Genomic DNA, 20,404 nt, shown 5'->3' on the forward strand with positions numbered 1-20,404 from the left:
ATGGACGCCATCCTTGTCGTCAACGCCGGCTCTTCGAGCCTCAAGTTCCAGATTTTCGGCATTGCCGACGGCCGGTTGTCACGGAAGGTGCGCGGCCAGATGGACGGCATCGGGACCCGCCCGCGCCTGTTCGCCAGTACCGCCGAGGGTGAGGTGCTGGTCGACAGGTCGTTTCCCGCGGATGCGGTCAAGGACCTGCCGGCGGCGATTGCCGAGACCCGCGCCTGGCTGCAGTCGCTGGGCGGTTTCTCTCTGAGCGCCATCGGCCACCGCGTCGTCCATGGCGGGCCGGACTATGCGAAGCCGATCCTGATCGACCACGACGTACTGGACAGGCTCGCGACTTTCCAGGAACTCGCACCGCTGCACCAGCCGAACAACCTGGCGCCGATCCGCCTCGCCATGGAGATCGCGCCCGGTGTTCCGCAGGTTGCCTGCTTCGACACGGCCTTCCATCGCGGCCATGCCCCGCATACGGATTGCTATGCCCTGCCGTGGGAGTACTACGAGCACGGCGTCCGGCGATACGGTTTCCACGGCCTGTCCTACGAGTACATCGCCGAGCGTCTCGCCGAGGTCGCGCCCGGTGTGGCGGGCGGACGCGTCATTGTCGCCCACCTCGGAAGCGGCGCGTCGATGTGCGCCATGAAGGGCGGCCGCAGTATCGAGACGACGATGGGGTTCACCGCGCTGGACGGCCTGCCGATGGGGACGCGACCGGGGCAGATGGACCCGGGCGTGGTGCTCTACCTGATCGATCACAAGGGCATGAGCGTCGCAGCGGTGACGGATCTGCTCTACCGGTCGTCCGGGCTGAAGGGGCTGTCCGGCGTCTCGGCCGACATGCGCGACCTCCTCGAAAGCGAGGAGCCGCACGCAGCCTTCGCCATCGATCACTTCATCCATCGTTGCGGGCTGAGTGCAGGCCTGCTGGCCGCCGCACTCGGCGGCCTGGACGCCTTCGTCTTCACCGCCGGCGTCGGCGAGAACTCGGCACCGATCCGCGCCCGCATCGCCGAACGCCTCGCATGGCTCGGCGCCGACCTCGATCCGGCGGCAAACGCGGCCGGAGCGGCGCTCGTCTCCACGCCGTCGAGCAAGGTCGCGCTCTACGTGCTGCCGACGGATGAGGAACTGATGATCGCCCGCCACACGCTCACGCTCATCGCCAGACCCTGAAACCCGAGGCAATGGAGAAGCAGCCATGTCCCTTCCGGTCGTTAGTGCACAGCTTCTCAAGGGAAAGAAGGGACTTGTGGTCGGCATCGCCAACGATCGGTCGATCGCCTGGGGCTGCGCGCGGGCTTTCCGCGCCTTCGGCGCCGAGCTGGCGGTGACCTACCTCAACGACAAGGCGAAACCCCATGTCGAACCGCTCGCCCGGGAACTGGAAGCGCCGATCTTCATGCCGATGGACATGGCCGTGCCGGGTCAGCTCGAAGCGGTGTTCGAGACGATCTTCAGCCAATGGGGCGAACTGGACTTTCTCGTCCACTCCATCGCCTATTCGCCGAAGGAGGCGCTCGGCGGTCGCGTTGTCGACGTGTCGCGCGAGGGGTTCGCCCAGACGATGGAGATCTCCTGCTGGTCGTTCATCCGCATGGCCCACCTTGCCGAACCACTGATGAAGAACGGCGGCACGCTCTTCACCATGACCTACCACGGCTCCCAGATGGTCGTCGAAAACTACAATATCATGGGCGTCGCCAAGGCGGCCCTCGAGAGCGCGGTGCGCTATCTCGCCGCCGAACTCGGGCCGAAGGGCATTCGCGTGCACGCGATCTCGCCCGGCGCGCTCGCGACGCGGGCGGCGTCGGGCATACCGGAGTTCGACGAATTGCTGGAGAAGACGCGGACCAAGGCGCCGGCGCGGGAACTGGTCAAGGTCGACGACGTCGGCGTCGCCACCGCATTTCTCGCCCATGACGCCGCCCGGCTGATCACCGGTCAGGTGCTCTACGTGGACGGCGGCTACCACATCGTCGACTGACGCCGGGTGGGCTCCCCCGTCACCGCTTCTCCTTCTGCCGCCCGAACGAGCGGCGCTGACGCCTGTTTCGGGACAGTCCGCCGGCGCGCGTGATCGATTGCGATCAAGCGGCAACGCTCTATTCTCTGAGGTGACGCCGCCGGCGGAATTGCGACAGGATTAAGTTGCGGGCGGATCGATCAGGAGGACGCGGTTCGCGAAGGCGGCCTGACGTCAGAGGAGGAAACAATGCCAGAGGCTTCCCAGCCACACCCCCGCGGCGGCCTGTATTTCGAGGATTTCGTCGTCGGCGCCACCATTGCGCACCGGTTGACGCGCACGGTCACCCAGATGGACAACATGCTGTTCTCCAACATGACCCTCAATCCCCAACCGCTGCATATCGATGCGCATTTCTGCGCCACGGAGACGGAATGGGGACGGCCGCTCGTCAATTCCCTGTTCACGCTCGGCCTGATGATCGGCATCTCCGTCAACGACACGACGGTCGGCACCACCATCGCCAATCTCGGCATGACGGACGTGACGTTTCCCGCCCCCCTGTTCGAGGGCGACACGGTCAACGTCGCGACCGAGATCGCGGGCAAGCGCGAATCGAAATCGCGGCCGAATGCCGGGATCGTCGAGTTCCTGCACCGTGCCTACAAGCAGGACGGCACGCTGGTCTGCGAATGCCGCCGCCAGGCCTTCATGCTGAAGAGGAACACGTGATGCGTTCGCTGCTGTTCGTCCCCGGCGACAGTGCCCGGAAACTGGAGAAGGCGCTGACCTCGAAAGCCGATGCCCTGCTGATCGACCTGGAGGATTCCGTCTCGCTCGAGGCAAAGGACGAGGCCCGGTCGATCACCTCGGAATTCCTGCAAGAGAATGTCGCCGGCAGCGGCAGGCCGCGTCTCTATGTGCGCATCAACGGACTGTCGACCGGCCTTGCCGAAGCGGATCTCGATCGGATCATGCCTGCGGCGCCCGATGGAGTCGTGCTGCCCAAGGCGGTCGGCGGGGCCGACGTGGCCGCGCTTGCAGCCCTTCTATCGAGGCGCGAGGCCGGGGGTGCGCGGGCTGCGACCCGCATCCTCGCAATCGCAACCGAAAACGCCGCCGGCGTCTTCGCCCTCGGGACCTTTTCCGGCAGCAGTGACCGGCTGGTCGGTCTTGCCTGGGGCGGAGAGGATCTTTCGGCCGACCTCGGCGCTGCCTCCAACCGTACGGACAGCGGCGCCTATGCCGATCCCTACAGGCTGGCACGGACGCTGACTCTCCTGGGCGCTGCATCGGCCGGGGTTGCCGCCATCGATGCAGTCTATACCAATTTCCGGGACATGGCAGGGCTGGAGGCGGAATGCTTTGAGGCGCGGCGCGACGGTTTCGTCGGCAAGATGGCGATACATCCCGCGCAGGTCCCGATCATAAACGCGGCCTTCGCGCCGACGACTGAGGAAATCGCAAGGGCCAGGGCCGTCGTCGCCGCATTTGCCGACAATCCGGGCGCGGGCGTCGTCGGTGTCGATGGCGAGATGCTCGACCGCCCGCACCTGCTGCGGGCCGAGCGCCTGCTCGCCCGCGCCGGCGAGGTGGTCTGAGCGGTCGTGCGACATGGCAGCAGGCGGGGTCGTGCCCCTGCCCCTGCCCTGTTCCGCCTTCAACGCGCGAAGACGCTGTCGAAATCCTTGAAGCCCTTGACCTCGATCGGGTTGCCGCTCGGGTCGAAGAAGAACATCGTCCGCTGCTCGCCCGGTTCGCCCTCGAAACGGACGACCGGGGGGATGTCGAAGGCGATGCCGCCCGCTTCGAGCCGCGCGGCCAGAGCGAACCAGTCGTCGAGCGGCAGGACGACGCCGAGATGCGGCATCATCACCATATGGTCGCCGACCCTGCCCGTGCGGGTCACTTCGAAGGGCTTGCCGAGATGCAGCGAGATCTGGTGGCCGAAGAAATCGAAATCGACCCAGGTGTCGGTCGAGCGGCCCTCGGCGCAGCCGAGGACGCCGCGATAGAAGCGGCGCGCCTCGTCGAGATCGGTGACGTGGTAGGCGAGATGGAAGAGTGAGCGCATCGGTTCTCCTTGATACCTGTCTACGAGGACGATTTCAGCGCGGCCCTTGCCGGCCTCTGCTGCTTATCACGATAGCGTTGCGTCCGGAGGTTTCTCCGTCATGCCGGCGATGGCGTCTGCGAGCGCGCGCCGTCCGTCGATCAGCAGGTCTTCGGCCTCTTCCTGCGAGACGGCGGCGAAGCGGACCCTTCGCCCGCTTGGCGTCTGCGCAAGCCGCGGCAGGTCGACCGAGGCGACCGTGGCGATCTTCGGATAGCCGCCTGTTGTCTGTCGCTCGGCCATCAGCACGATCGGTCGACCGGAGGCCGGCACCTGGATGGATCCCGCCAAGGTGCCGTCGGAGACGATGTCGTGACCGCGCGCGGCCGGCAGCAGTGGTCCGTCGAGGATCTGCGCCATGCGGTCGCGACTGGGCGAGACGATGAAGGGCTCGTCGAGAAAGGTGCGCCAGACGGATCGATCGAAATAGTCGTCCTGCGGACCCGGAACGACGCGGATCGGGCCGCGGACCTGTTGCCAGAACCGGCGAAACGCCAGAAGCGGCGCGGCCTTCGCTATGCCCAGCGGCAGACGATCGTTCGCAGCGAGCCGCCGGCCTTCCAGGCCGCCGAGTCCGGAGCGAAGATGCGTCGCCCTGGAGCCCAGCACCGGCGGCGTATCGATGCCGCCCGAGAATGCGAGATAGCCCCACACCGCATCCCGCATGGCGCCGATCGTCAGCTTCCGGCCCGGCAGAAGATGATGGCTCTCCCATGGAAAGGCGGCGACGCCGTCGATCCGGATGTCGACCGCGCCGCCGGCGACGGCGAACCGAACCGGCTCCGTCACCTCGAAGACGCCGCCGCTGCCGGCGAATTCGAGAACGGCACAGTCGGGCCCGTTGCCGGCGAGCGCATTGGCGATGTCCATGGACGGGCCGTCCATCGGACCCGAGCCGGACACGCCGGCATGCAGCAGGCCGCTTCGACCGCGATCCTGCACCGTCACCATCGGGCCGGCCTGTCCGATCAGAAGAACCGTCATGCGGGTTCGGGCTCCACCGCAGTCTTGCCGGCCGCGACCGCTGCGTCGAGTGCGGCGGCTTCCTCGGGTCCGATCGGCCGGAAGCGCACCCGGTCGCCGGCGCCGAGCAGGAACGGCTTGCTGCGTTCGGGGTCGAAGAGCCTGAGCGGCGTGCGACCGATGTAGCGCCAGCCGCTGGGACCGGGGACGGAATTGATGCTGGCCTGGCGACCGCCGATGCCGATCGAGCCCGCCTCGATCCGCTGGCGCGGCGTGGCAAGCCGCGGCGTATGGAGGATCTCCGGCAGTCCGCCGAGATAGGCAAAGCCCGGCGCGAAGCCGATCATGTAGACCCGGTATTCGGCCGCGGCGTGGATCGCCACGAGTTCTTCGACGCCCAGGTCCTTCATCTCGGCGAGCGCGGCAAGGTCGAGGCCGGCCTCGCCGCCGTAGACGACCGGAACGACGAAGCGCCGGGCGGGCCGGCTGCCGGGCAGGGCTGCCCGCAATCGTGCCTCCAGTTCCGACCTCAGCGCCTGTGCCCGTCGGATGGAAGGATCGTAGAGAACGAGAAGCGAGCGATAGGTCGGCACCATTTCCGTGATTGCATCCACCGGCCGCTCGGTCAGATCAGCGGCCAGGGCGATCACGCGCGCGTTGACGTCCTCGTCGATCTCGTCGGACAACTCGATCGAAAGGGCGCTGTCGCCACAGGCGACGATGCGTGGATACGTCACCGACATTGCGTCATGCGTCCTTCAGATCATCCTTGCCCAGAGGGCGTTCCGCGTCATGCCGGTCGCCTGGTGTTTGAAGACGGACTTGGCATTTGAGCACGCCGACTGTATCTCAAGCTATCGGATCATAAGGGGTGGGGTTCGTTCGACGCAACACGTTGCGCAAGGTTACATGCCATCCGTGACGCCCATCGAAAACAGAAACGCTGCGAGACCATGACGACCGTCGACCTGAATTGCGACATGGGAGAAAGCTTCGGCGCCTACCGGATCGGCGACGATGCGGCCATGATGGAACTGGTCACCACCGCCAACATCGCTTGCGGCTTCCATGCCGGCGATCCTGTCGTCATGCGCGACACGATCCTCGCAGCCAAGGCGCGCGGCGTGTCGATCGGTGCACACCCGTCATTCATGGATCTCTACGGATTCGGACGCCGGCGCATCACCGGCGAGCGGCCGGAGGACGTCGAGGCGCAGCTCGTCTACCAGATCGCCGCGATCCAGGGCATGGCGACTGCGGCCGGCTGGCCGATCACCCATGTCAAGCCGCACGGCGCGCTCGCAAACATGGCAGCCGAAGACGCCACCCTTGCCACCGTCTGCGCCAGGGCCATCAAGGCCGTTGATCCCGGACTGGTGTTCGTGGCGCTCCCCTATTCGCAGGCGATGCGGGCTGCCGAGGCGGCCGGGCTCGCGGTCGCCTGCGAGGTCTATGCGGACCGGCGCTATGACGACGACGGCATGCTGGCCTCCCGGCAGAGGGAAGGTGCCGTCATTCACGACCTGCAACAGAGCGTGGACCAGGTGCTGTCCATGGTGCTGGACGGGTGCATCCCGACGATCGGCGGCAAGAAACTGCCGGTCGAGGCCGCGACTATCTGCATCCATGGGGATACGCCCGGCGCCGTCGGCGTGGCGCGCGCCCTTCGCGAAGCCCTTGCTGCCGCCGGGATCGAATTCTCCGCGTTCAAGAAGCCCGATCTCCAATAGAGGAAATGCGCGTGACCCGTATCGTCTACCTGAACGGCGCCTGGATCCCCGAAGCAGACGCCAGGATCTCCATCTTCGACCGCGGATTCCTCTTTGCGGATGCGATCTACGAAGTGACGGCGGTGATCGGCGGCAAGCTCATCGAATATGCCGGGCATGCGGCCCGCCTGCAGCGGTCGACGGAGGAGCTGGCCATGCCGTGTCCCCTCAGCCCCGAGGCGCTTCTGGCTGTGCATCGCGAGATCGTTCGCCGCAACGACCTGCAGGAAGGACTGATCTATCTGCAGATCTCGCGCGGGGCTGCCGACCGCGACTTTGCCTATCCGCAGGATGCGGCGCCGACGCTGGTCCTGTTCACGCAGGCCAAGGCCGTTGTCGACAATCCCAAGGTGAAGACGGGAATATCGGTGGCGATGCAGCCCGATCTGCGCTGGGCCCGGCGGGACATCAAGACGGTGCAACTGCTCTATCCCTCCATGGCCAAGATGGAGGCCGCAAGGCTCGGCGCGGACGATGCCTGGCTCGTCGAGGACGGCTTCGTCACCGAGGCGACGTCCGCGAGCGCCCATATCGTGACGAAGGACGGCACGCTCGTCACCCGGCAACTGTCGCAGGCGATCCTCCACGGCATCACCCGGGCCAGCACGCTGGACTTGGCGCGACGGGCCGGCATTCCCGTCGACGTGCGCCCGTTCACACCGAAGGAGGCCATGGACGCGGCGGAGGCCTTCATCACCTCGGCCACGAGCTTCGTGCTTCCGGTGACCAAGATCGACGGCCAGCCCGTCGGCAGCGGCGTCCCGGGTCCGGTCTCCGCCCGGTTGCGCGAACTCTACATCGCCGAGAAACTCGCCAGCGCCATCTGAGGGCCGACGTCATCCTCTGGCCGGCCGGCACACCTTCGCTTGCCGTCGCCGGCACGACGCCGATCAGCCTGAAGACCGGCCCGACGCTCCGAGAACGCCATTGAAGTTGCGAATGGACGGTGAATTGTGTGGCCTAGCGCAAGCAAGCCGGTGATATCCGCCCGTCCGCACCTTTCCATCGCGGCCGCAACCCGTTATGGGCTGTCACAAAACTGTCATATATGGGAAAACGATCGTGCTGAGCTGGTTTCGCGCCCTGATGCCCCGGGAAGACCGCTTCTTCGACCTCTTCGACGCACACGCGCTGACGGTGGTCGAGGCGGCGGAGGCGCTTGAGAAGGTTCTGGCGGGCGGTCCGGCGCTGGAACAGCACTGCAGCCGGATCGTCGAACTGGAAGACAAGGCCGACCGCATCACGGCCGACGTGCTGCTTGCCGTGCGCAAGAGCTTCATCACCCCCTTCGATCGCGGCGACATCAAGGACCTGATCCAATCGCTCGACGACGCAATCGACATGATGCACAAGGTGGTCAAGACGATCCGCCTGTTCGAGCAGAAGAGTTTCGACCCCGGCATGCAGGAAATGGGCGCGATCGTCGTGAAGGCCGCCCGCCTCGTGGCCGAGGCCGTGCCGCTGCTCCACAAGATCGGCACCAACGCGACGCGTCTGAATTCGATCGCCGAGGAGGTGATGCGCATCGAGGGCCGCGCAGACGAATTGCACGAGAAGGGCCTGAAGGACCTGTTCCAGCGCCATGGCGCCTCCAATCCGATGGCCTACATGATCGGCAGCGAGCTCTATGGCGAACTGGAGAAGGTGGTCGACCGCTTCGAGGACGTGGCGAACGAAATCAGCGGCATCGTGATCGAGAACGTCTGATGGACGCGACGCTTGCCTTTCCGCTGCTGGTGGCGCTCATCGGCATCGCGCTCCTGTTCGATTTCCTGAACGGGTTGCACGACGCGGCGAACTCGATCGCCACGATCGTCTCGACGCGGGTGCTGCGGCCGCAATTTGCGGTGATGTGGGCCGCGTTCTTCAATTTCATCGCTTTCCTGTTCTTCGGCCTGCATGTGGCCGAGACGATCGGCAGGGGGATCATCGATCCGGCAATCATTTCGCCGGCGGTGATCTTTGCGGCACTCATGGGCGCGATCATCTGGAATGTCGTCACCTGGCTGTTCGGAATTCCCTCCAGTTCCTCGCATGCGCTGATCGGCGGGCTCGTTGGCGCGGGGCTGGCACGGAGCGGCTTCGATTCGATCGTGCTCTCTGGCGTGCTGAAGACGGTAGGTGCCATCTTCATGTCGCCGGCCATCGGCTTTTTCCTTGCGCTGATGCTGGTCCTGATCGTTTCCTGGGTCTGCGTGCGGCAGACGCCGTTCGCCGTCGACAAGGCTTTCCGCGGGCTGCAGTTCATTTCCGCCTCGCTCTATTCTCTCGGCCATGGCGGCAACGATGCGCAGAAGACCATGGGTATCATCGCGGTTCTTCTCTATTCGCAGGGCCACCTCGGTTCGGAATTCTACGTCCCATTCTGGGTCGTCATCACCTGCCAGGCGGCAATCGCGCTGGGCACTCTCTTCGGCGGGTGGCGCATCGTCCACACGATGGGCTCGAAGATCACCCGGCTCAACCCGATGCAGGGCTTCTGCGCGGAGACGGGCGGTGCGATCACACTGTTCGCAGCCACCTGGCTCGGCATTCCTGTCTCGACCACGCACACCATCACCGGCGCGATCATCGGCGTCGGCGCGGCGCGGCGCGTCTCGGCGGTGCGCTGGGGGCTTGCGGGCAATATCGTGATCGCGTGGTTCGTGACCCTGCCGGCGGCGGCCCTCGTGTCGGCATTGACCTATTGGGCCGTCAACCTCTTTGGTGGCCACTGAAGCCGGCTCGTCGATTTCCAATCACGACGCTTGCCAGTCTCCGGCTTTGCGTGCACCCTCCCTTGCGGATGAGGATTCGCGGCTGCTTTTCGGGGGACGAGCATGGCAGGCGGAATGATGCGGGTGACCGCCCTTCTCAGCGTGAGTTTTGCTCTGACGAATGCCGCGGTCGCGCAGGAGAGCAGCGCCGACCTGGCGAAGAAGCTGTCCAATCCCGTCGCGTCGATGATCAGCGTACCGTTCCAGTTCAACTACGACCGTGGCTTCGGTCCGGAAGACGGGAACCGGGAGACGCTGAACATCCAGCCTGTCGTCCCCATATCGCTGAACGATGATTGGAACCTCATCTCCCGGACCATCATGCCGGTCATCTGGCAGGATGACATTGCCGGTCCGTCGGGCCACCAGTTCGGGCTCGGCGATATCACCCAGAGCCTGTTCTTCTCTCCCAAGCAACCCGGACCCGGCGGATTGATCTGGGGCCTCGGCCCGGTATTCCTGATCCCGACCGCCACGGACGATCTCACCGGCAGCGGCAAATGGGGCGCCGGCCCGACCGGCGTGGCGCTGAAGCAGGACGGTCCCTGGACCTATGGGCTTCTGGCCAACCATATCTGGTCGTTTGCCGGTCAGGATGACCGCACGGACGTCAATTCGACCTTCCTGCAGCCCTTCCTGTCCTACACGACCCACGATGCGTGGACGTTCACCCTCAACACCGAATCCACCTACGACTGGGAGGGCGACCAGTGGTCGGTTCCCGTCAATGTCATGGTCGGAAAACTGGTGAAATTCGATCGGCAGCCGGTGAGTTTCACGGCCGGCCTGCGCTACTGGGCCGACGCGCCGGAAAACGGCCCGGAAGGCCTCGGCTTCCGCTTCGTGGTGACGTTTCTTTTTCCGCAGTAGAGACACGCCGGCCCGGTCATGCCGGCGTCCGTGGGTACTCCGCCACCGCATGGGTCTGCCTTGGAGGGACCATCTATCTTTATTCCGCTGCTTGATGAATAATAAACGAACAATCCCGTCATTCCTTGTACTGCCTTGCGGTTCAAGCTATGCGTGCATCCGATACCGTGCCGATGGGTCTGCAGACCCGGATATCGCCGTTGGGCGATTGGATTTCTCGAGACTGAAGCAGGGAGGGCCGAGGTCATGGGTGCCGACAGGTTTTCGTGTCAATTGCGTTCCGGTCTTGCCGTCGCCCTGTTGCTGGGTCTTGCCGGGGGTTTCCAACCGGCAGGCCGGGCGCTGGCGCAGGAGCAGACGGCGGCCGCATCCGCCGCGACCGGACAGGATGGCGACGAGCAGCCGGATCTTCTGACAGAAGACGAACTCGAGGTTCTGGTTGCGCGCGTTGCGCTCTATCCGGACGAACTGGTCGCCCTCGTCAGCTCCGCCTCGCTCTATCCGCTGCAGATCGTCGAGGCCGAGCGGTTCCTGCAGCAGAAGGCAAAGGACAAGGACCTGCAGCCGAAAGACAGCTGGGACAGCAGCATCATTTCGCTGCTCAACTATCCTGATATCGTCAAGATGATGAGCGAGGACCTCGACTGGACCCAGGCGCTCGGTAGCGCGCTGGCCTACCAGCAGAAGGACGTGCTCATGGCCATCCAGACGCTGCGCGACAAGGCCGTCGCCGACGGTGTCATCAAGACGGACGACAAGGTGCAGATCGTCAACCAGGGCGACAACGTGGTGATCCAGCCGGCCGACCCGGAGAAGGTGTATGTGCCGCGATACGAGCCGGAGATGCTCTATGAGCCCGGCTACGTGCCCGCCCCCATCACCTACTACGACGATCCCTACCCCAGCTACTACTATCCGTCCGCCCCCTATTTCGCAGCCGCCATCACCGGTGGCGCGATCTGGGCTGCGACGGTGGACTGGGACGACTGGGGCGTGTGGGGCGGCCGCTGGGACGGCGACGTCGACATCGATTGCGACAAGTGCTTCAACGACATCGACATCGATCGCGACAAGTTCAAGATGAACGACGTCGACTGGAAGAACGTCGACCGTTCGAAGATCAAGTTCGACAAGAACCAGTTTACCAATGTCGATCGCGACAGGCTCAAGAACGAGTTCAAGGGCAACCGCGACAACAACATCGCGAACCGTGCGAAGGAGGTGCGCCGCAACGGCGACGGCCGGATCGCCAACCGGGGCGGGAAGATCTCGGTCGACGATGTTCGCAAGAGCAAGGTGGATGCCGATCGCGCCCGCCAGCGGGCCGGCAACATCGACCGAGGCAACATCGATCGCGGCGGACAGGCGGCTGCCGCGCGCAGGGATGGCGGGAACGTCGCCAATCGCGCGGGCAGTTCCGCCGCTGCCAAGAAGGTGACCGGCGCCAAGTCGCAGAACATCAACCGCAAGGCGAACAAGCCGCGGCCCGGCGGGCAGGCGCAGAAGCGCTCCGGCGGAAAGCCGTCGGCGCTCGGCAAGGTGGGTAACGGCAAGAAGACGCAGTTTGCATCGCAGCGCGGGCGGCAATCCATGAGTGGCGGCGGCGGCCATCGCCGGCCGCAGGCCTCGGGCGGCCGCCGGGGTGGCGGTGGCGGTCATCATGGCGGCGGAAGGTCCCGCGGCGGCGGTGGCGGTCACAGGCGCTGAGACGAACCGGTCGGGAGGCGAAGATGAGAAAAATTGCTTTTGACAGGCTGGTACGCTCGCTCACCGGAGCGATCCTTATCGGTGGCGCAATGCTGCAGGTTCCGGCGATGGCCGCGGACGAGCCGGACGACACGCCGCTCACGGAATTCCTGTCGGAGAAGGATCCGCCCGGCTTCGACACCCCGGAAAAGGCGGTGGAGGCCTTCAAGTTTGCCGTGACGGATGGCGGGTTCGACCAACTGGCGGAACTTCTGGGTCTCGATCCGGCCAAGGCCAAGACAAGCGGCGACGCGATGGACACGTTTGCCGACATCCAGGCCGGCGTGCAGGAGAAGGTGGTCGTCGTCGATGAGGGCGCTGACAAGATCCTCGAGATCGGCAACATCCTCTGGCCCCTTCCCTTCCCGATCGTCCGCCACGACGACGGCAAGTGGGCCTTCGATACGCTTGCCGGCCTCGACGAGATTGCCGACCGGCACGTGGGCGAGAACGAACTGGAGACGATCGACACGTTGAAGGCCTATGTCGATGCCCAGGAGGACTATGCCTCGCAGGATCGGGACGGCGACGGGGTGCTCGAATATGCCCAGAAGCTGATCAGCAGCGAGGGCGCGCACGACGGGCTCTACTGGCCGGCCGAGCAGGGTGACGCCGAGCAGAGCCCGGCCGGCCCGGCGCTCGCCGATGGCGATGCGTTCGAGAAGGCAAAGGCCGGCGAAGGCTATCACGGCTACCGCTACCGCATCCTCGGCGGACAGGGCGACAATATCGCCGGCGGCAAGTACGACTATGTCATCAACGGCAACATGATCGCCGGTCACGGCGTGGTGGCCTGGCCCGTCCGGTACGGCATCACCGGCGTGAAGACCTTCCTCGTCAACAAGAACGGGATCATCTACGAGGCCGACCTCGGCGAGAATACGCCGGAGATTGCCTCACGGATCCGCACCTTCAACCCGAACGACGAATGGGACATCGTCCAGGAATGACAGTCGGCTCGGGCGCTGCGCGATGCAGCGCAGGCTGGGCTCAGACCTGGCGTGCCAGGTCGGCGAGGTAGGTGTTCTCCGCCCGCGAACCCGCATAGGCGGCAGGGTCGATCTCGGCGAAGATCAGGGCCTCCCCTTCTGCCGGCGCTTGCGCCAGCAGGCTGCCGTCGGGTGCCGCGATGCGCGACAGGCCGGCATAGCCAAACAGGGCGTCGGCGCCGCAATGATTGACATAGGCGACGAAGACCTGGTTTTCGAAGGCGCGCACTTGGATCATCTTCTCGGCGACGAAGGTGCCCGAGGCGCTCTTCGGAAGCGCCGTCGGCACGACGACGAGGTCGACGCCGGAAAGCGCCAGCCGGCGGACGTTCTCCGGGAACTCGACGTCGTAGCAGATCAGCATGCCGAGATTGAGCCCGCAGAGCTTGACCTGCACCGAGGATGGAACGTCGGGGCGAAACCACTGCCGCTCGTAGTCGCCGTAGAGATGGGACTTGCGGTAGACGGCGTTCGTCCCGATGCCGTCGGTGAAAAGGGCGCTGTTATAGACGTCGTCGCCGTCGCGCTCGGCAAAGCCTGCGATGATCGCAAGGCCGCTTTTGCGGGCGATCGCCGAAAGGCTGTCTGCGATCGCGCCTTCGGCCGGCGAGGCAGTCCCGGCAAAGGCGGCACCGGCGCCGTAGCCCGGCACAGCGAGTTCCGGCGCGATCAGGAGCTTCGCCCCGCCTTCGGCGGCCGCCTTCGCGGCGCTGGCGATCCGCGCGACGTTGGTATCGACGTCGCCGGGGATGGCCTGCATCTGCAGGGCTGCGATCTTCATGCACTATCCTCCCGGTTGCGGGCGCCCTGGAATATGGGGGCGTCCGGTGCATTTGCAAACCTGCCACTCCGGCACGGTTCGCTGCAAGCCGTCATCCCTTGGCAGGATCGATGGAATTGAGAAAGCGCGACACGACGTCGTCACCCTCGACGGGCTCGCTTCCCGCCATGACGGCGACGGAAAAGCCGATCAGCGAGGAGACCGGATTGTGTGTCGTGGCGCCCGCCCGCAGGTTCATCACCAGCGTGGGGCAGAGGAACAGGCCGAGACGGATCACCGTGCGCCAGTCGGCCGGCAGCATGTCGCGGGCGGCGAGCTCGGCCAGCAGCGGACGCCACAGCCGCTCGGCCTTCACCTGCAGGAGGCCGAGCCGTACGGCGCTCGGCGCCCAGTCCGTGGTGACGTCGAGCACGCCATCGGCATAGGCCGCCGTCGCCGAATAGCGCTCCGCCGCCAGCGCGGGATCGTAGAGCCAGAGCGGGTGGGCGAGGATGTTGTGGAAGGTCGTCTTGATCTCTGCCAAAAGCGTCGGCACATGCTCGCCGGCAAAAGCCGGGTCGAAGAAGGCGAGCGCGGCGCGGCCCTCCTTCTCCTGATACCAGACATTGGCATTGTGGGCGTCGCCATGGGCGGTCACCCCGCCGGCGTCGGCAAGGCTCTCCGGCTTCAGCCGCTGTACGGCGGCGTCGAAAAGTTCGCCGACAGACCTTTCATAGAACACGCCGTTGACACGGAACCGCGCCTGCGAAAACGTCTTCCAGACGAGGCTCGCGCCATCAAAGGCAAAGTGCTTGCCAACGTAGAAGCCCGCGAGACGCCCGCCGGGGTAATGGCCTTCGGGGAGTTCCACCAGCCGGCCGTGGAACAGCCGGTGGACGGGCTCTGCGGCCGCCTGCTGCGGCGTCACGGGATGCAATGTCTGCCGGTAGACCGCGAGCACGGCTTCGGTCAGGCCCGTCTCGGCGGCAACGGCAAGGTCGATCCCATCGGCGTCCGGCTGCAGGTCGAGCGCGCGCAGCACGTCGGAAAAGCGGGGATCGGTGCGGCGGCGATAGACGAGGATCTGCTCGCCCGGCAGGACGGACATCAGCACCGGCTGGTCGACGGGCAGGCCGGCGCGGGCGAGGATGTCGGCGCGGTAGTATTCGCCGGTCATCGCCTCCTCGCCGTCCTCCTGATGGAACTTGAAGAAGAAGCTGCCGTCCGCCGTCTCGAAGAAGCCGTTCAGCGAGTTGAGGCTGTACTGGTCGTGATTGATCGTCAGGCCCGTGGCCTCGATCGAAAAGAGACTGCGCAGAAGCTCGACGAGCATGGCTTCTGCCACGCCGTCGCGCGCGCCGGCGAGCCGGCGGATCTCCGCAGTCCTGCTGGGGGCGATGCTCATGGGCGGGGACTCCTGTAGGCTGGCAGGCCAGGCATTTTCACCGGCCTCATTTGCTGTCTGGACGATAGCGGCTGCCGAGCGTGTAGCGGCTGCCGACATAGCTGAAGACGTTGACGGTGGCGACGACGGGGCCGCTCCAGGTCTTGCGATCGAGCACCAGGCAGCTGTCGCCCGGCTGGATATGGAGCAGGCGCGCCTCGTCTGCGCCGGCGGGCCGGGCGCTGATCAGGTGCTCCACCTCCGTCAGCGGCGTCGCGTTCTGCAGGTAGTCATAGGTGGCGGTCCGGGTGAAGTCCTGCTCGACATAGCCGGAGACGAGATCGGGGTTGACGTAGCGCTCCTCGAGCTGCACCGGCAGGTCGTTTTCGAAGTGGATGATGATGGAATGGTCCACCCGCCGCGCCGCGGCGAACTCAAAGGCGAGCAGCAGTTGCGGCGTTGGCCACTCGATGCGCTCCAGCACGACGACCTCGGCACGATGGCGGCTGCCGCGGGCGCGGATCTCGGTGGCGATGTTGCTGATCTCGATCAGCGTCGACTGCGGTTTCGGCGGGGCGACGAAGGTGCCGACACCTTGGATGCGGCGCAGGTGGCCCTCGGACGTCAGCTCCCGCAGGGCGCGGTGCACCGTCATGCGGGATACCCCGAGTGCCAAGACGAGTTCGTGTTCCGACGGCAGCCGTGTGTTTCGCGCCCACTTGCCGCTGCCGATGTTGCCGAGGACGAAATCCTTGACCTTCTCGTAGAGAGGGGACGCGGAATCGGAAAGCACGTCCATGGTCACTGTCTCCCGCATATTGTCGCTCCCGTTCAAGCCGGCTGCCGGTGTCGCCGTCAGTCGGCAATCGCCACGATGGTCTTGAGCGCGGCCGTTTTGCCCTTCAGCAGCCTTTCATAGGCGTCGGGTACCGCATCGAGCGAGGGCAGGATCTCGATCAGGCGGGCCAGCCTTTCGGCAAGCCGCGGCAGAAGCGCGACGGCATCGGGCAGTTCGCCGGCGAAGGCGTGGCAGCCGACCAGCGCGATTTCGCGCTCGACCAGAACGTTGGGGTCGAAATCGAGACGACCGTGGCTGATGCCGACGAGAGCCAGCGCCCCGCCGCCGTGCAGCAGGTCCAGCGCGGCTGCGATCGCCGCCGTGCTTCCGGTCGCATCGACCGCATGGCGCAGCCGTGCGTCGCCAAGGGCCGTGGAAACGGCCCCGGCATCGAGCGCGACGATCCGGCCGCCGGTCAATTGTGCGACCGTCTCCGCCCGGGCAGCGTTGCGGTCGGAGAGCAGGACCGGGCCGTCGTGCAGGTCGGAAAGCAGCAACGCGGTCAGGCCGCCGATCGTGCCGCAGCCGACGACGAGCACCGGTTCGCCGGCGCCGGGGGCAAGGCGGCGTACGGCGTGCAAGGCGACTGCGAGCGGCTCGGCCATCGCCGCAACCCTTGCCGGCACCGATGCTTCATGACTCACGAGCAGACGGGCGGGGAGTTGAACGGCTTCGGCAAAGCCGCCGTCGCAGACCTCGCCGACGAAGCCGAGTCTCTCGCAGACATTGCTGCGGCCACTCCGGCAGGCGGGGCATTCGCCGCACCAGAAGCGCGAATCCGCCACGACGAGGTCGCCGGCGGACAGATCGGACACCCCCTCGCCCACCGCGGTCACCCGGCCGCAGAACTCGTGGCCGGCGGTGGAGGGCCGGCGGCTGATCCACTGGCCGGTGCGGTAGTTGTGCAGGTCCGATCCGCAGATGCCCGCCGCGCGGACGTCGAGATTGACGAAGCCGGCGGGCGGGGTGCCGGGACGCTCGGCCTGCTCCACCCGCAGGTCCATGGCATCATACAGCCGGACGGCCTTCATCGCTCAGGCATCCTTCTTCAGATAGGCGTCGCGCACAGGCGATACGGCGAGCGCATGCGAGGAGAAGCCCTCGTAGAGCGCCAGGTTGTGCGAATGCCTGGCGAATTCGGGGTAGGCCGGTGCGGTGACGTAGCCGATCGAGCTGCGCTTGACGAAATCGGTCACCGACAGCGGGCCGAAGGTGCGCGCCCAGCGGCTTGTCGGCAGCACTGCGTTCGGCCCGAGCGAAAAGTTGGCGATGCTGACGGGCGTGTGCGTGCCCATCAGAATCTCCGAGGCCTCGGTGATGTGGCCGAGATGGATGAAGGGCTCGGTGGAGAGCAGTTCCAGGTGCTCCGGCGCGTAGGCGTTGACGAAGGCGTAGCTTTGCTCGATCGACGAGGTCAGCACCACGCCGCCGGTCTTGCCGGTCAGCACCGCCTTGGAGAAGGCGACGCGCTGTTCGGTCATCCGGCTCCAGTGGTCGGGAAGTGCCGCCAGCGCTTGTTCTGCGACACGGCGGCTGTGGGTGACGAGATAGGCGGACGAATCCGGGCCGTGTTCCGCCTCGATCAGGAGGTCGAGGGCGGCTAGGCCGCCATGGACAGTGTCGTCGGCGAGGATCATGACCTCCGAGGGTCCGGCCGGCAGGCCGGTGTCGATGACGCCGGACAACGCGCGCTTGGCAGCGACGACCCAGGGACTGCCGGGGCCGACGATCTTCAGCGCAGGCTTCACCGTTTCGGTGCCGTAGGCGACGGCGGCGACGGCCTGGGCGCCGCCGACCTTGTAGACTGTCTCGACGCCGGCAAGTCGGGCGGCCACGAGCGTTGCCGCGTCCACCGTGCCGTCCGGCGCCGGCGGGGTGACGATCGCAAGTTCGGGCACGCCGGCGACGACCGCCGGCACCGACGTCATCATCGTGACCGACGGGAACGAGCCCTTGCCGCGCGGGACATAGAGCGCCACCGACCGGATCGGCGTGAAGCGGTCACCGGCAAAGGCGCCGGGCCGGATCTCCTTCAGCCACATCGCCTCGGGCTTCTGTTCCTCGTGGAAATGGCGGATGTTCTCGATGCCGAACTTGATGGACTCGATGACGCTGTCGTCGACTAGCTTGAAGGCCGCGTCGAATTCGGCTTCGGTCACCTTCAGATTCGCCTCAGTGACGGCAGCCTTGTCGAGATCGCGGCCGAAGCGCGCGAGTGCCGCGTCGCCTTCGGTGCGGACCGCCTCGAGGATGGGGGCGACCTTCTCGATGAAGCTCGAGATGTCGGTTTCCGAGCGGCGCAGCAGGGCGGCCTTCTCGTCGGCGGACAACTTCGGATATTCGTAGAATGACACGTCAGTCATGGTCTTGTCCTTCATGCAGGCCAGCGGGGCTGCGCCGTCATTTCGATTTGAGGAAAATGTCGAGCCCGACCAGCCGGTCGAGCACCGCGATCGCAATCGCGGCACTGGCGATGAAGACCACCGATATGGCGGCGAGGTCCGGCGTGATAATCGAGCGGATGGAATTGTAGATCTGCACCGGCAGGGTGACGCTGCGGGCATCGACCAGAAGCAGGCTGACCAGGAATTCGTTGAGCGCCAGGATAAACATCAGCAGCGAGCCGGTGATGACGCCCGGCAAGACGGCGGGCAGGGTGATGTAGAGGAAGCGCTGCAGCGGCGGCGCGCCGCAATTGGCGGCGGCGAGCTCGAGGTCGGGCGAGAGGTTGCTGGCGCTCGCCGTCACCGCCCAGATCATGAAGGGAAGGTTGATGACGCAGCAGGCGATGCCGACCGGCCAGAGCCTGCCGAGCACGCCCATGTTGCCGAACACCAGCATCATGCCGATGCCCGAGCCGATCAGCGGGATCGTGAACGGCAAAAGCAGGTAGATCTGGATGGAACGGGCGAAGCGGACCCGATACTTGGCGAGCGCGATGCCGGCGAGCGTTCCGACCGGGATCGAGACGATCGTGCAGATGGTGGCGACGATCAGCGAGCGGATGAAGGCCTGCCGTAGGTCGCTCGCCTGCGCGATCGCACCGTACCATTTCAAGGACAACCCTTCCGGCGGGAAGGTGATGATGTTGCCGGCGGTAAAGGACGCGCCGAGCACGACGATCGTCGGCGCCGACAGCATGACGAGGGCTGCGATCACGAAGGTCCAGATGACGACGGACTTGCTGCGGCTGCCGGTCATTTGCGGCCTCCGGTCATGGCGAGCGTGCCGGCGCCGAACAGCATGAAGACGAGCCCGACCAGAAGCGAGCCGACGGCGACGAGCATCAGGGACAGCGTCGCGCCCATGCCCTGGTCGGAGGTGCGGAAGAACTGGTCGTAGATGGCGTTGGCGATGAAATCCTGCGAGCCGCCGCCGAGGATGGCCGGAATGGCGAAGTCGGTCAGAGACAGGGTGACGACGACGAGACCGGCACCGACGAGGCCCGGGCGCGCAAGCGGCAGGACGACATGGCGGAAGGTGCGCAGCCAGTTGGCGCCGAGCGAGCTTGCGGCCGATTCCAGTTCGGCCGGGATCGCCGTCAGCGCCGGCGCCAGCATCAGGACGGCGAAGGGCAGCATGTATTGCACGAGGCCGAAGAGGACGGCGGGATAGTTGTAGAGAAGCCGCATCGGCGGCACGCCGACGAGGCCGAGGGCCTCGTTGACCATGCCCTGGTTGCCGAGGATGATCAGCCAGCCATAGGCGCGCACCACCTGGCCGATGAAGAAGGGCAGGAACAGCGCCACCAGCAGGAACTTGCGCAGGGCCGAGGACGGCGTGCGTACCATCAGATAGGCATAGGGAAAGGCGAAGATCAGGGTGACGATCGTGACGATCACCGAGCCGAGCAGGCTGCGCCCGGCGACGGTGGCGAAGAAGCTCTCCGTCAACGCCCGCTGGTAGTTCGCAAGCGTCAGATCCTCCGACATCAGGAAGGTGGAGGTGTCGAGGACGCGCAGGCTGGAATCGCCGATCTGGACGAGGCCCAGCACCAGAATGCCGACCAGAAGCACCGCCGGCGCCAGCATGAGATAGGGCAAGCCCTTCTCGAAGCGGGCCGGCCAGAGGCGGGCGGCGAGGCTTTCGAGCCCGTCCATGACGCGCCACGTCCATGGATAGGCGGCACGGGATCTGCGCATCGTTTCCGTCCTGCTTGCGATGGCCCTCGGGGGCATGACCCGGTTCCTGTGGGCAACGGCCCGCCAGGAGCCCGCCGCACCCGACGGCGCGGCGGGGAAGCGCTG

General features: G+C 65.9%; 21 protein-coding genes. 11 read left to right on the top strand and 10 right to left on the bottom strand.

Annotation, left to right across the window (positions count from 1 at the left end; genetic code table 11):
* The 4 genes from LQK81_RS23690 to LQK81_RS23705 all read left to right on the top strand — a co-directional run bounded on the left by LQK81_RS23690 (position 1) and on the right by LQK81_RS23705 (position 3,570).
* Positions 1-1,179 (top strand): acetate/propionate family kinase, encoded by a 1,179-nt coding sequence (locus tag LQK81_RS23690; RefSeq protein ID WP_230808880.1) that lies wholly within the window; start codon positions 1-3, stop codon positions 1,177-1,179.
* A 25-nt stretch (positions 1,180-1,204) separates the two neighbouring features.
* Positions 1,205-1,990 (top strand): enoyl-ACP reductase FabI, encoded by a 786-nt coding sequence (fabI, locus tag LQK81_RS23695; protein ID WP_230808881.1) that lies wholly within the window; start codon positions 1,205-1,207, stop codon positions 1,988-1,990.
* A gap of 228 nt (positions 1,991-2,218) precedes the next feature.
* Complete coding sequence (locus LQK81_RS23700; protein WP_230808882.1) at positions 2,219-2,701, top strand: MaoC family dehydratase; 483 nt, start codon at positions 2,219-2,221, stop codon at positions 2,699-2,701.
* Entirely contained in the window at positions 2,701-3,570 is an 870-nt protein-coding gene (locus tag LQK81_RS23705; protein WP_230808883.1) for an HpcH/HpaI aldolase/citrate lyase family protein, read from the top strand. The genes LQK81_RS23700 and LQK81_RS23705 overlap by 1 nt, the downstream gene beginning before the upstream one ends.
* A 59-nt stretch (positions 3,571-3,629) precedes the next feature.
* On the opposite strand, the gene LQK81_RS23710 is transcribed toward LQK81_RS23705, so the two are convergent.
* The 3 genes from LQK81_RS23710 to pxpB all read right to left on the bottom strand — a co-directional run bounded on the left by LQK81_RS23710 (position 3,630) and on the right by pxpB (position 5,788).
* Entirely contained in the window at positions 3,630-4,043 is a 414-nt protein-coding gene (locus LQK81_RS23710) for a VOC family protein (RefSeq protein WP_230808884.1), read from the bottom strand.
* Between the two features lie 66 nt (positions 4,044-4,109).
* Complete coding sequence (locus LQK81_RS23715) at positions 4,110-5,066, bottom strand: biotin-dependent carboxyltransferase family protein (RefSeq protein WP_230808885.1); 957 nt, start codon at positions 5,064-5,066, stop codon at positions 4,110-4,112.
* Positions 5,063-5,788 (bottom strand): 5-oxoprolinase subunit PxpB, encoded by a 726-nt coding sequence (gene pxpB / locus LQK81_RS23720; RefSeq protein WP_230808886.1) that lies wholly within the window; start codon positions 5,786-5,788, stop codon positions 5,063-5,065. Before pxpB ends, LQK81_RS23715 begins: the two co-directional genes overlap by 4 nt.
* Before the next feature lie 210 nt (positions 5,789-5,998).
* Between pxpB and LQK81_RS23725 the strand changes: the two genes are divergently transcribed.
* The 7 genes from LQK81_RS23725 (at position 5,999) to LQK81_RS23755 (ending at position 13,136) form a co-directional block, all read left to right on the top strand.
* A complete protein-coding gene (locus tag LQK81_RS23725; RefSeq protein ID WP_230808887.1) occupies positions 5,999-6,775 on the top strand; it encodes a 5-oxoprolinase subunit PxpA in 777 nt (258 codons plus the stop codon).
* A gap of 5 nt (positions 6,776-6,780) precedes the next feature.
* Positions 6,781-7,641 (top strand): D-amino-acid transaminase, encoded by an 861-nt coding sequence (locus LQK81_RS23730; RefSeq protein ID WP_230808888.1) that lies wholly within the window; start codon positions 6,781-6,783, stop codon positions 7,639-7,641.
* A gap of 235 nt (positions 7,642-7,876) precedes the next feature.
* A complete protein-coding gene (locus LQK81_RS23735) occupies positions 7,877-8,521 on the top strand; it encodes a DUF47 domain-containing protein (RefSeq protein ID WP_230808889.1) in 645 nt (214 codons plus the stop codon).
* On the top strand, positions 8,521-9,531 hold the full coding sequence (locus tag LQK81_RS23740) for an inorganic phosphate transporter (RefSeq protein ID WP_230808890.1): 1,011 nt from the start codon (positions 8,521-8,523) through the stop codon (positions 9,529-9,531). The genes LQK81_RS23735 and LQK81_RS23740 overlap by 1 nt, the downstream gene beginning before the upstream one ends.
* Positions 9,532-9,645: 114 nt before the next feature.
* Positions 9,646-10,440, top strand: coding sequence for a transporter (locus LQK81_RS23745; RefSeq protein ID WP_442967183.1), 795 nt, complete (start codon positions 9,646-9,648; stop codon positions 10,438-10,440).
* Positions 10,441-10,686: 246 nt separating this feature from the next.
* Positions 10,687-12,147 (top strand): DUF3300 domain-containing protein, encoded by a 1,461-nt coding sequence (locus LQK81_RS23750; protein ID WP_230808891.1) that lies wholly within the window; start codon positions 10,687-10,689, stop codon positions 12,145-12,147.
* Between the two features lie 23 nt (positions 12,148-12,170).
* Entirely contained in the window at positions 12,171-13,136 is a 966-nt protein-coding gene (locus LQK81_RS23755) for a DUF2950 domain-containing protein (protein WP_442967181.1), read from the top strand.
* A 40-nt stretch (positions 13,137-13,176) separates the two neighbouring features.
* Here the strand turns inward: LQK81_RS23755 and LQK81_RS23760 are convergent, their stop codons facing one another.
* From LQK81_RS23760 to LQK81_RS23790, 7 genes are all read right to left on the bottom strand, one after another.
* Positions 13,177-13,956, bottom strand: a complete 780-nt coding sequence (locus LQK81_RS23760; RefSeq protein WP_230808892.1) for a carbon-nitrogen hydrolase family protein — start codon at positions 13,954-13,956, stop codon at positions 13,177-13,179.
* 91 nt (positions 13,957-14,047) lie between these two features.
* The gene (locus LQK81_RS23765) at positions 14,048-15,268 is read right to left on the bottom strand and encodes a hypothetical protein (protein WP_230808926.1); all 1,221 of its coding nucleotides are present in this window, start codon (positions 15,266-15,268) and stop codon (positions 14,048-14,050) included.
* Positions 15,269-15,386: 118 nt separating this feature from the next.
* Complete coding sequence (gene hutC / locus LQK81_RS23770) at positions 15,387-16,118, bottom strand: histidine utilization repressor (protein ID WP_230808927.1); 732 nt, start codon at positions 16,116-16,118, stop codon at positions 15,387-15,389.
* Between the two features lie 56 nt (positions 16,119-16,174).
* Entirely contained in the window at positions 16,175-17,188 is a 1,014-nt protein-coding gene (locus LQK81_RS23775) for a zinc-dependent alcohol dehydrogenase (RefSeq protein ID WP_230808893.1), read from the bottom strand.
* A gap of 3 nt (positions 17,189-17,191) precedes the next feature.
* Complete coding sequence (gene hisD, locus LQK81_RS23780; RefSeq protein WP_230808894.1) at positions 17,192-18,520, bottom strand: histidinol dehydrogenase; 1,329 nt, start codon at positions 18,518-18,520, stop codon at positions 17,192-17,194.
* 37 nt (positions 18,521-18,557) lie between these two features.
* Positions 18,558-19,358: an ABC transporter permease gene (locus LQK81_RS23785; protein ID WP_230808895.1), complete on the bottom strand. Its 801-nt coding sequence runs from the start codon at positions 19,356-19,358 to the stop codon at positions 18,558-18,560.
* Positions 19,355-20,299, bottom strand: coding sequence for an ABC transporter permease (locus LQK81_RS23790; protein ID WP_230808896.1), 945 nt, complete (start codon positions 20,297-20,299; stop codon positions 19,355-19,357). Before LQK81_RS23790 ends, LQK81_RS23785 begins: the two co-directional genes overlap by 4 nt.
* Between the last annotated feature and the right edge of the window lie 105 nt (positions 20,300-20,404).

The organism is Rhizobium sp. GN54, from assembly GCF_021026345.1.
Lineage (GTDB): Bacteria > Pseudomonadota > Alphaproteobacteria > Rhizobiales > Rhizobiaceae > Mycoplana.

What these genes read in the sequence shown, in the direction of transcription:
- LQK81_RS23690 (WP_230808880.1), top strand. Translation starts at nt 1, where the DNA reads ATGGACGCCATCCTTGTCGTCAACGCCGGCTCTTCGAGCCTCAAGTTC.
- fabI (WP_230808881.1), top strand. Translation starts at nt 1,205, where the DNA reads ATGTCCCTTCCGGTCGTTAGTGCACAGCTTCTCAAGGGAAAGAAGGGA.
- LQK81_RS23700 (WP_230808882.1), top strand. Translation starts at nt 2,219, where the DNA reads ATGCCAGAGGCTTCCCAGCCACACCCCCGCGGCGGCCTGTATTTCGAG.
- LQK81_RS23705 (WP_230808883.1), top strand. Translation starts at nt 2,701, where the DNA reads ATGCGTTCGCTGCTGTTCGTCCCCGGCGACAGTGCCCGGAAACTGGAG.
- LQK81_RS23710 (WP_230808884.1), bottom strand. Translation starts at nt 4,043, where the DNA reads ATGCGCTCACTCTTCCATCTCGCCTACCACGTCACCGATCTCGACGAG.
- LQK81_RS23715 (WP_230808885.1), bottom strand. Translation starts at nt 5,066, where the DNA reads ATGACGGTTCTTCTGATCGGACAGGCCGGCCCGATGGTGACGGTGCAG.
- pxpB (WP_230808886.1), bottom strand. Translation starts at nt 5,788, where the DNA reads ATGTCGGTGACGTATCCACGCATCGTCGCCTGTGGCGACAGCGCCCTT.
- LQK81_RS23725 (WP_230808887.1), top strand. Translation starts at nt 5,999, where the DNA reads ATGACGACCGTCGACCTGAATTGCGACATGGGAGAAAGCTTCGGCGCC.
- LQK81_RS23730 (WP_230808888.1), top strand. Translation starts at nt 6,781, where the DNA reads ATGCGCGTGACCCGTATCGTCTACCTGAACGGCGCCTGGATCCCCGAA.
- LQK81_RS23740 (WP_230808890.1), top strand. Translation starts at nt 8,521, where the DNA reads ATGGACGCGACGCTTGCCTTTCCGCTGCTGGTGGCGCTCATCGGCATC.
- LQK81_RS23745 (WP_442967183.1), top strand. Translation starts at nt 9,646, where the DNA reads ATGATGCGGGTGACCGCCCTTCTCAGCGTGAGTTTTGCTCTGACGAAT.
- LQK81_RS23750 (WP_230808891.1), top strand. Translation starts at nt 10,687, where the DNA reads ATGGGTGCCGACAGGTTTTCGTGTCAATTGCGTTCCGGTCTTGCCGTC.
- LQK81_RS23755 (WP_442967181.1), top strand. Translation starts at nt 12,171, where the DNA reads ATGAGAAAAATTGCTTTTGACAGGCTGGTACGCTCGCTCACCGGAGCG.
- LQK81_RS23760 (WP_230808892.1), bottom strand. Translation starts at nt 13,956, where the DNA reads ATGAAGATCGCAGCCCTGCAGATGCAGGCCATCCCCGGCGACGTCGAT.
- LQK81_RS23765 (WP_230808926.1), bottom strand. Translation starts at nt 15,268, where the DNA reads ATGCTCGTCGAGCTTCTGCGCAGTCTCTTTTCGATCGAGGCCACGGGC.
- hutC (WP_230808927.1), bottom strand. Translation starts at nt 16,118, where the DNA reads ATGGACGTGCTTTCCGATTCCGCGTCCCCTCTCTACGAGAAGGTCAAG.
- LQK81_RS23775 (WP_230808893.1), bottom strand. Translation starts at nt 17,188, where the DNA reads ATGAAGGCCGTCCGGCTGTATGATGCCATGGACCTGCGGGTGGAGCAG.
- hisD (WP_230808894.1), bottom strand. Translation starts at nt 18,520, where the DNA reads ATGACTGACGTGTCATTCTACGAATATCCGAAGTTGTCCGCCGACGAG.
- LQK81_RS23785 (WP_230808895.1), bottom strand. Translation starts at nt 19,358, where the DNA reads ATGACCGGCAGCCGCAGCAAGTCCGTCGTCATCTGGACCTTCGTGATC.
- LQK81_RS23790 (WP_230808896.1), bottom strand. Translation starts at nt 20,299, where the DNA reads ATGCGCAGATCCCGTGCCGCCTATCCATGGACGTGGCGCGTCATGGAC.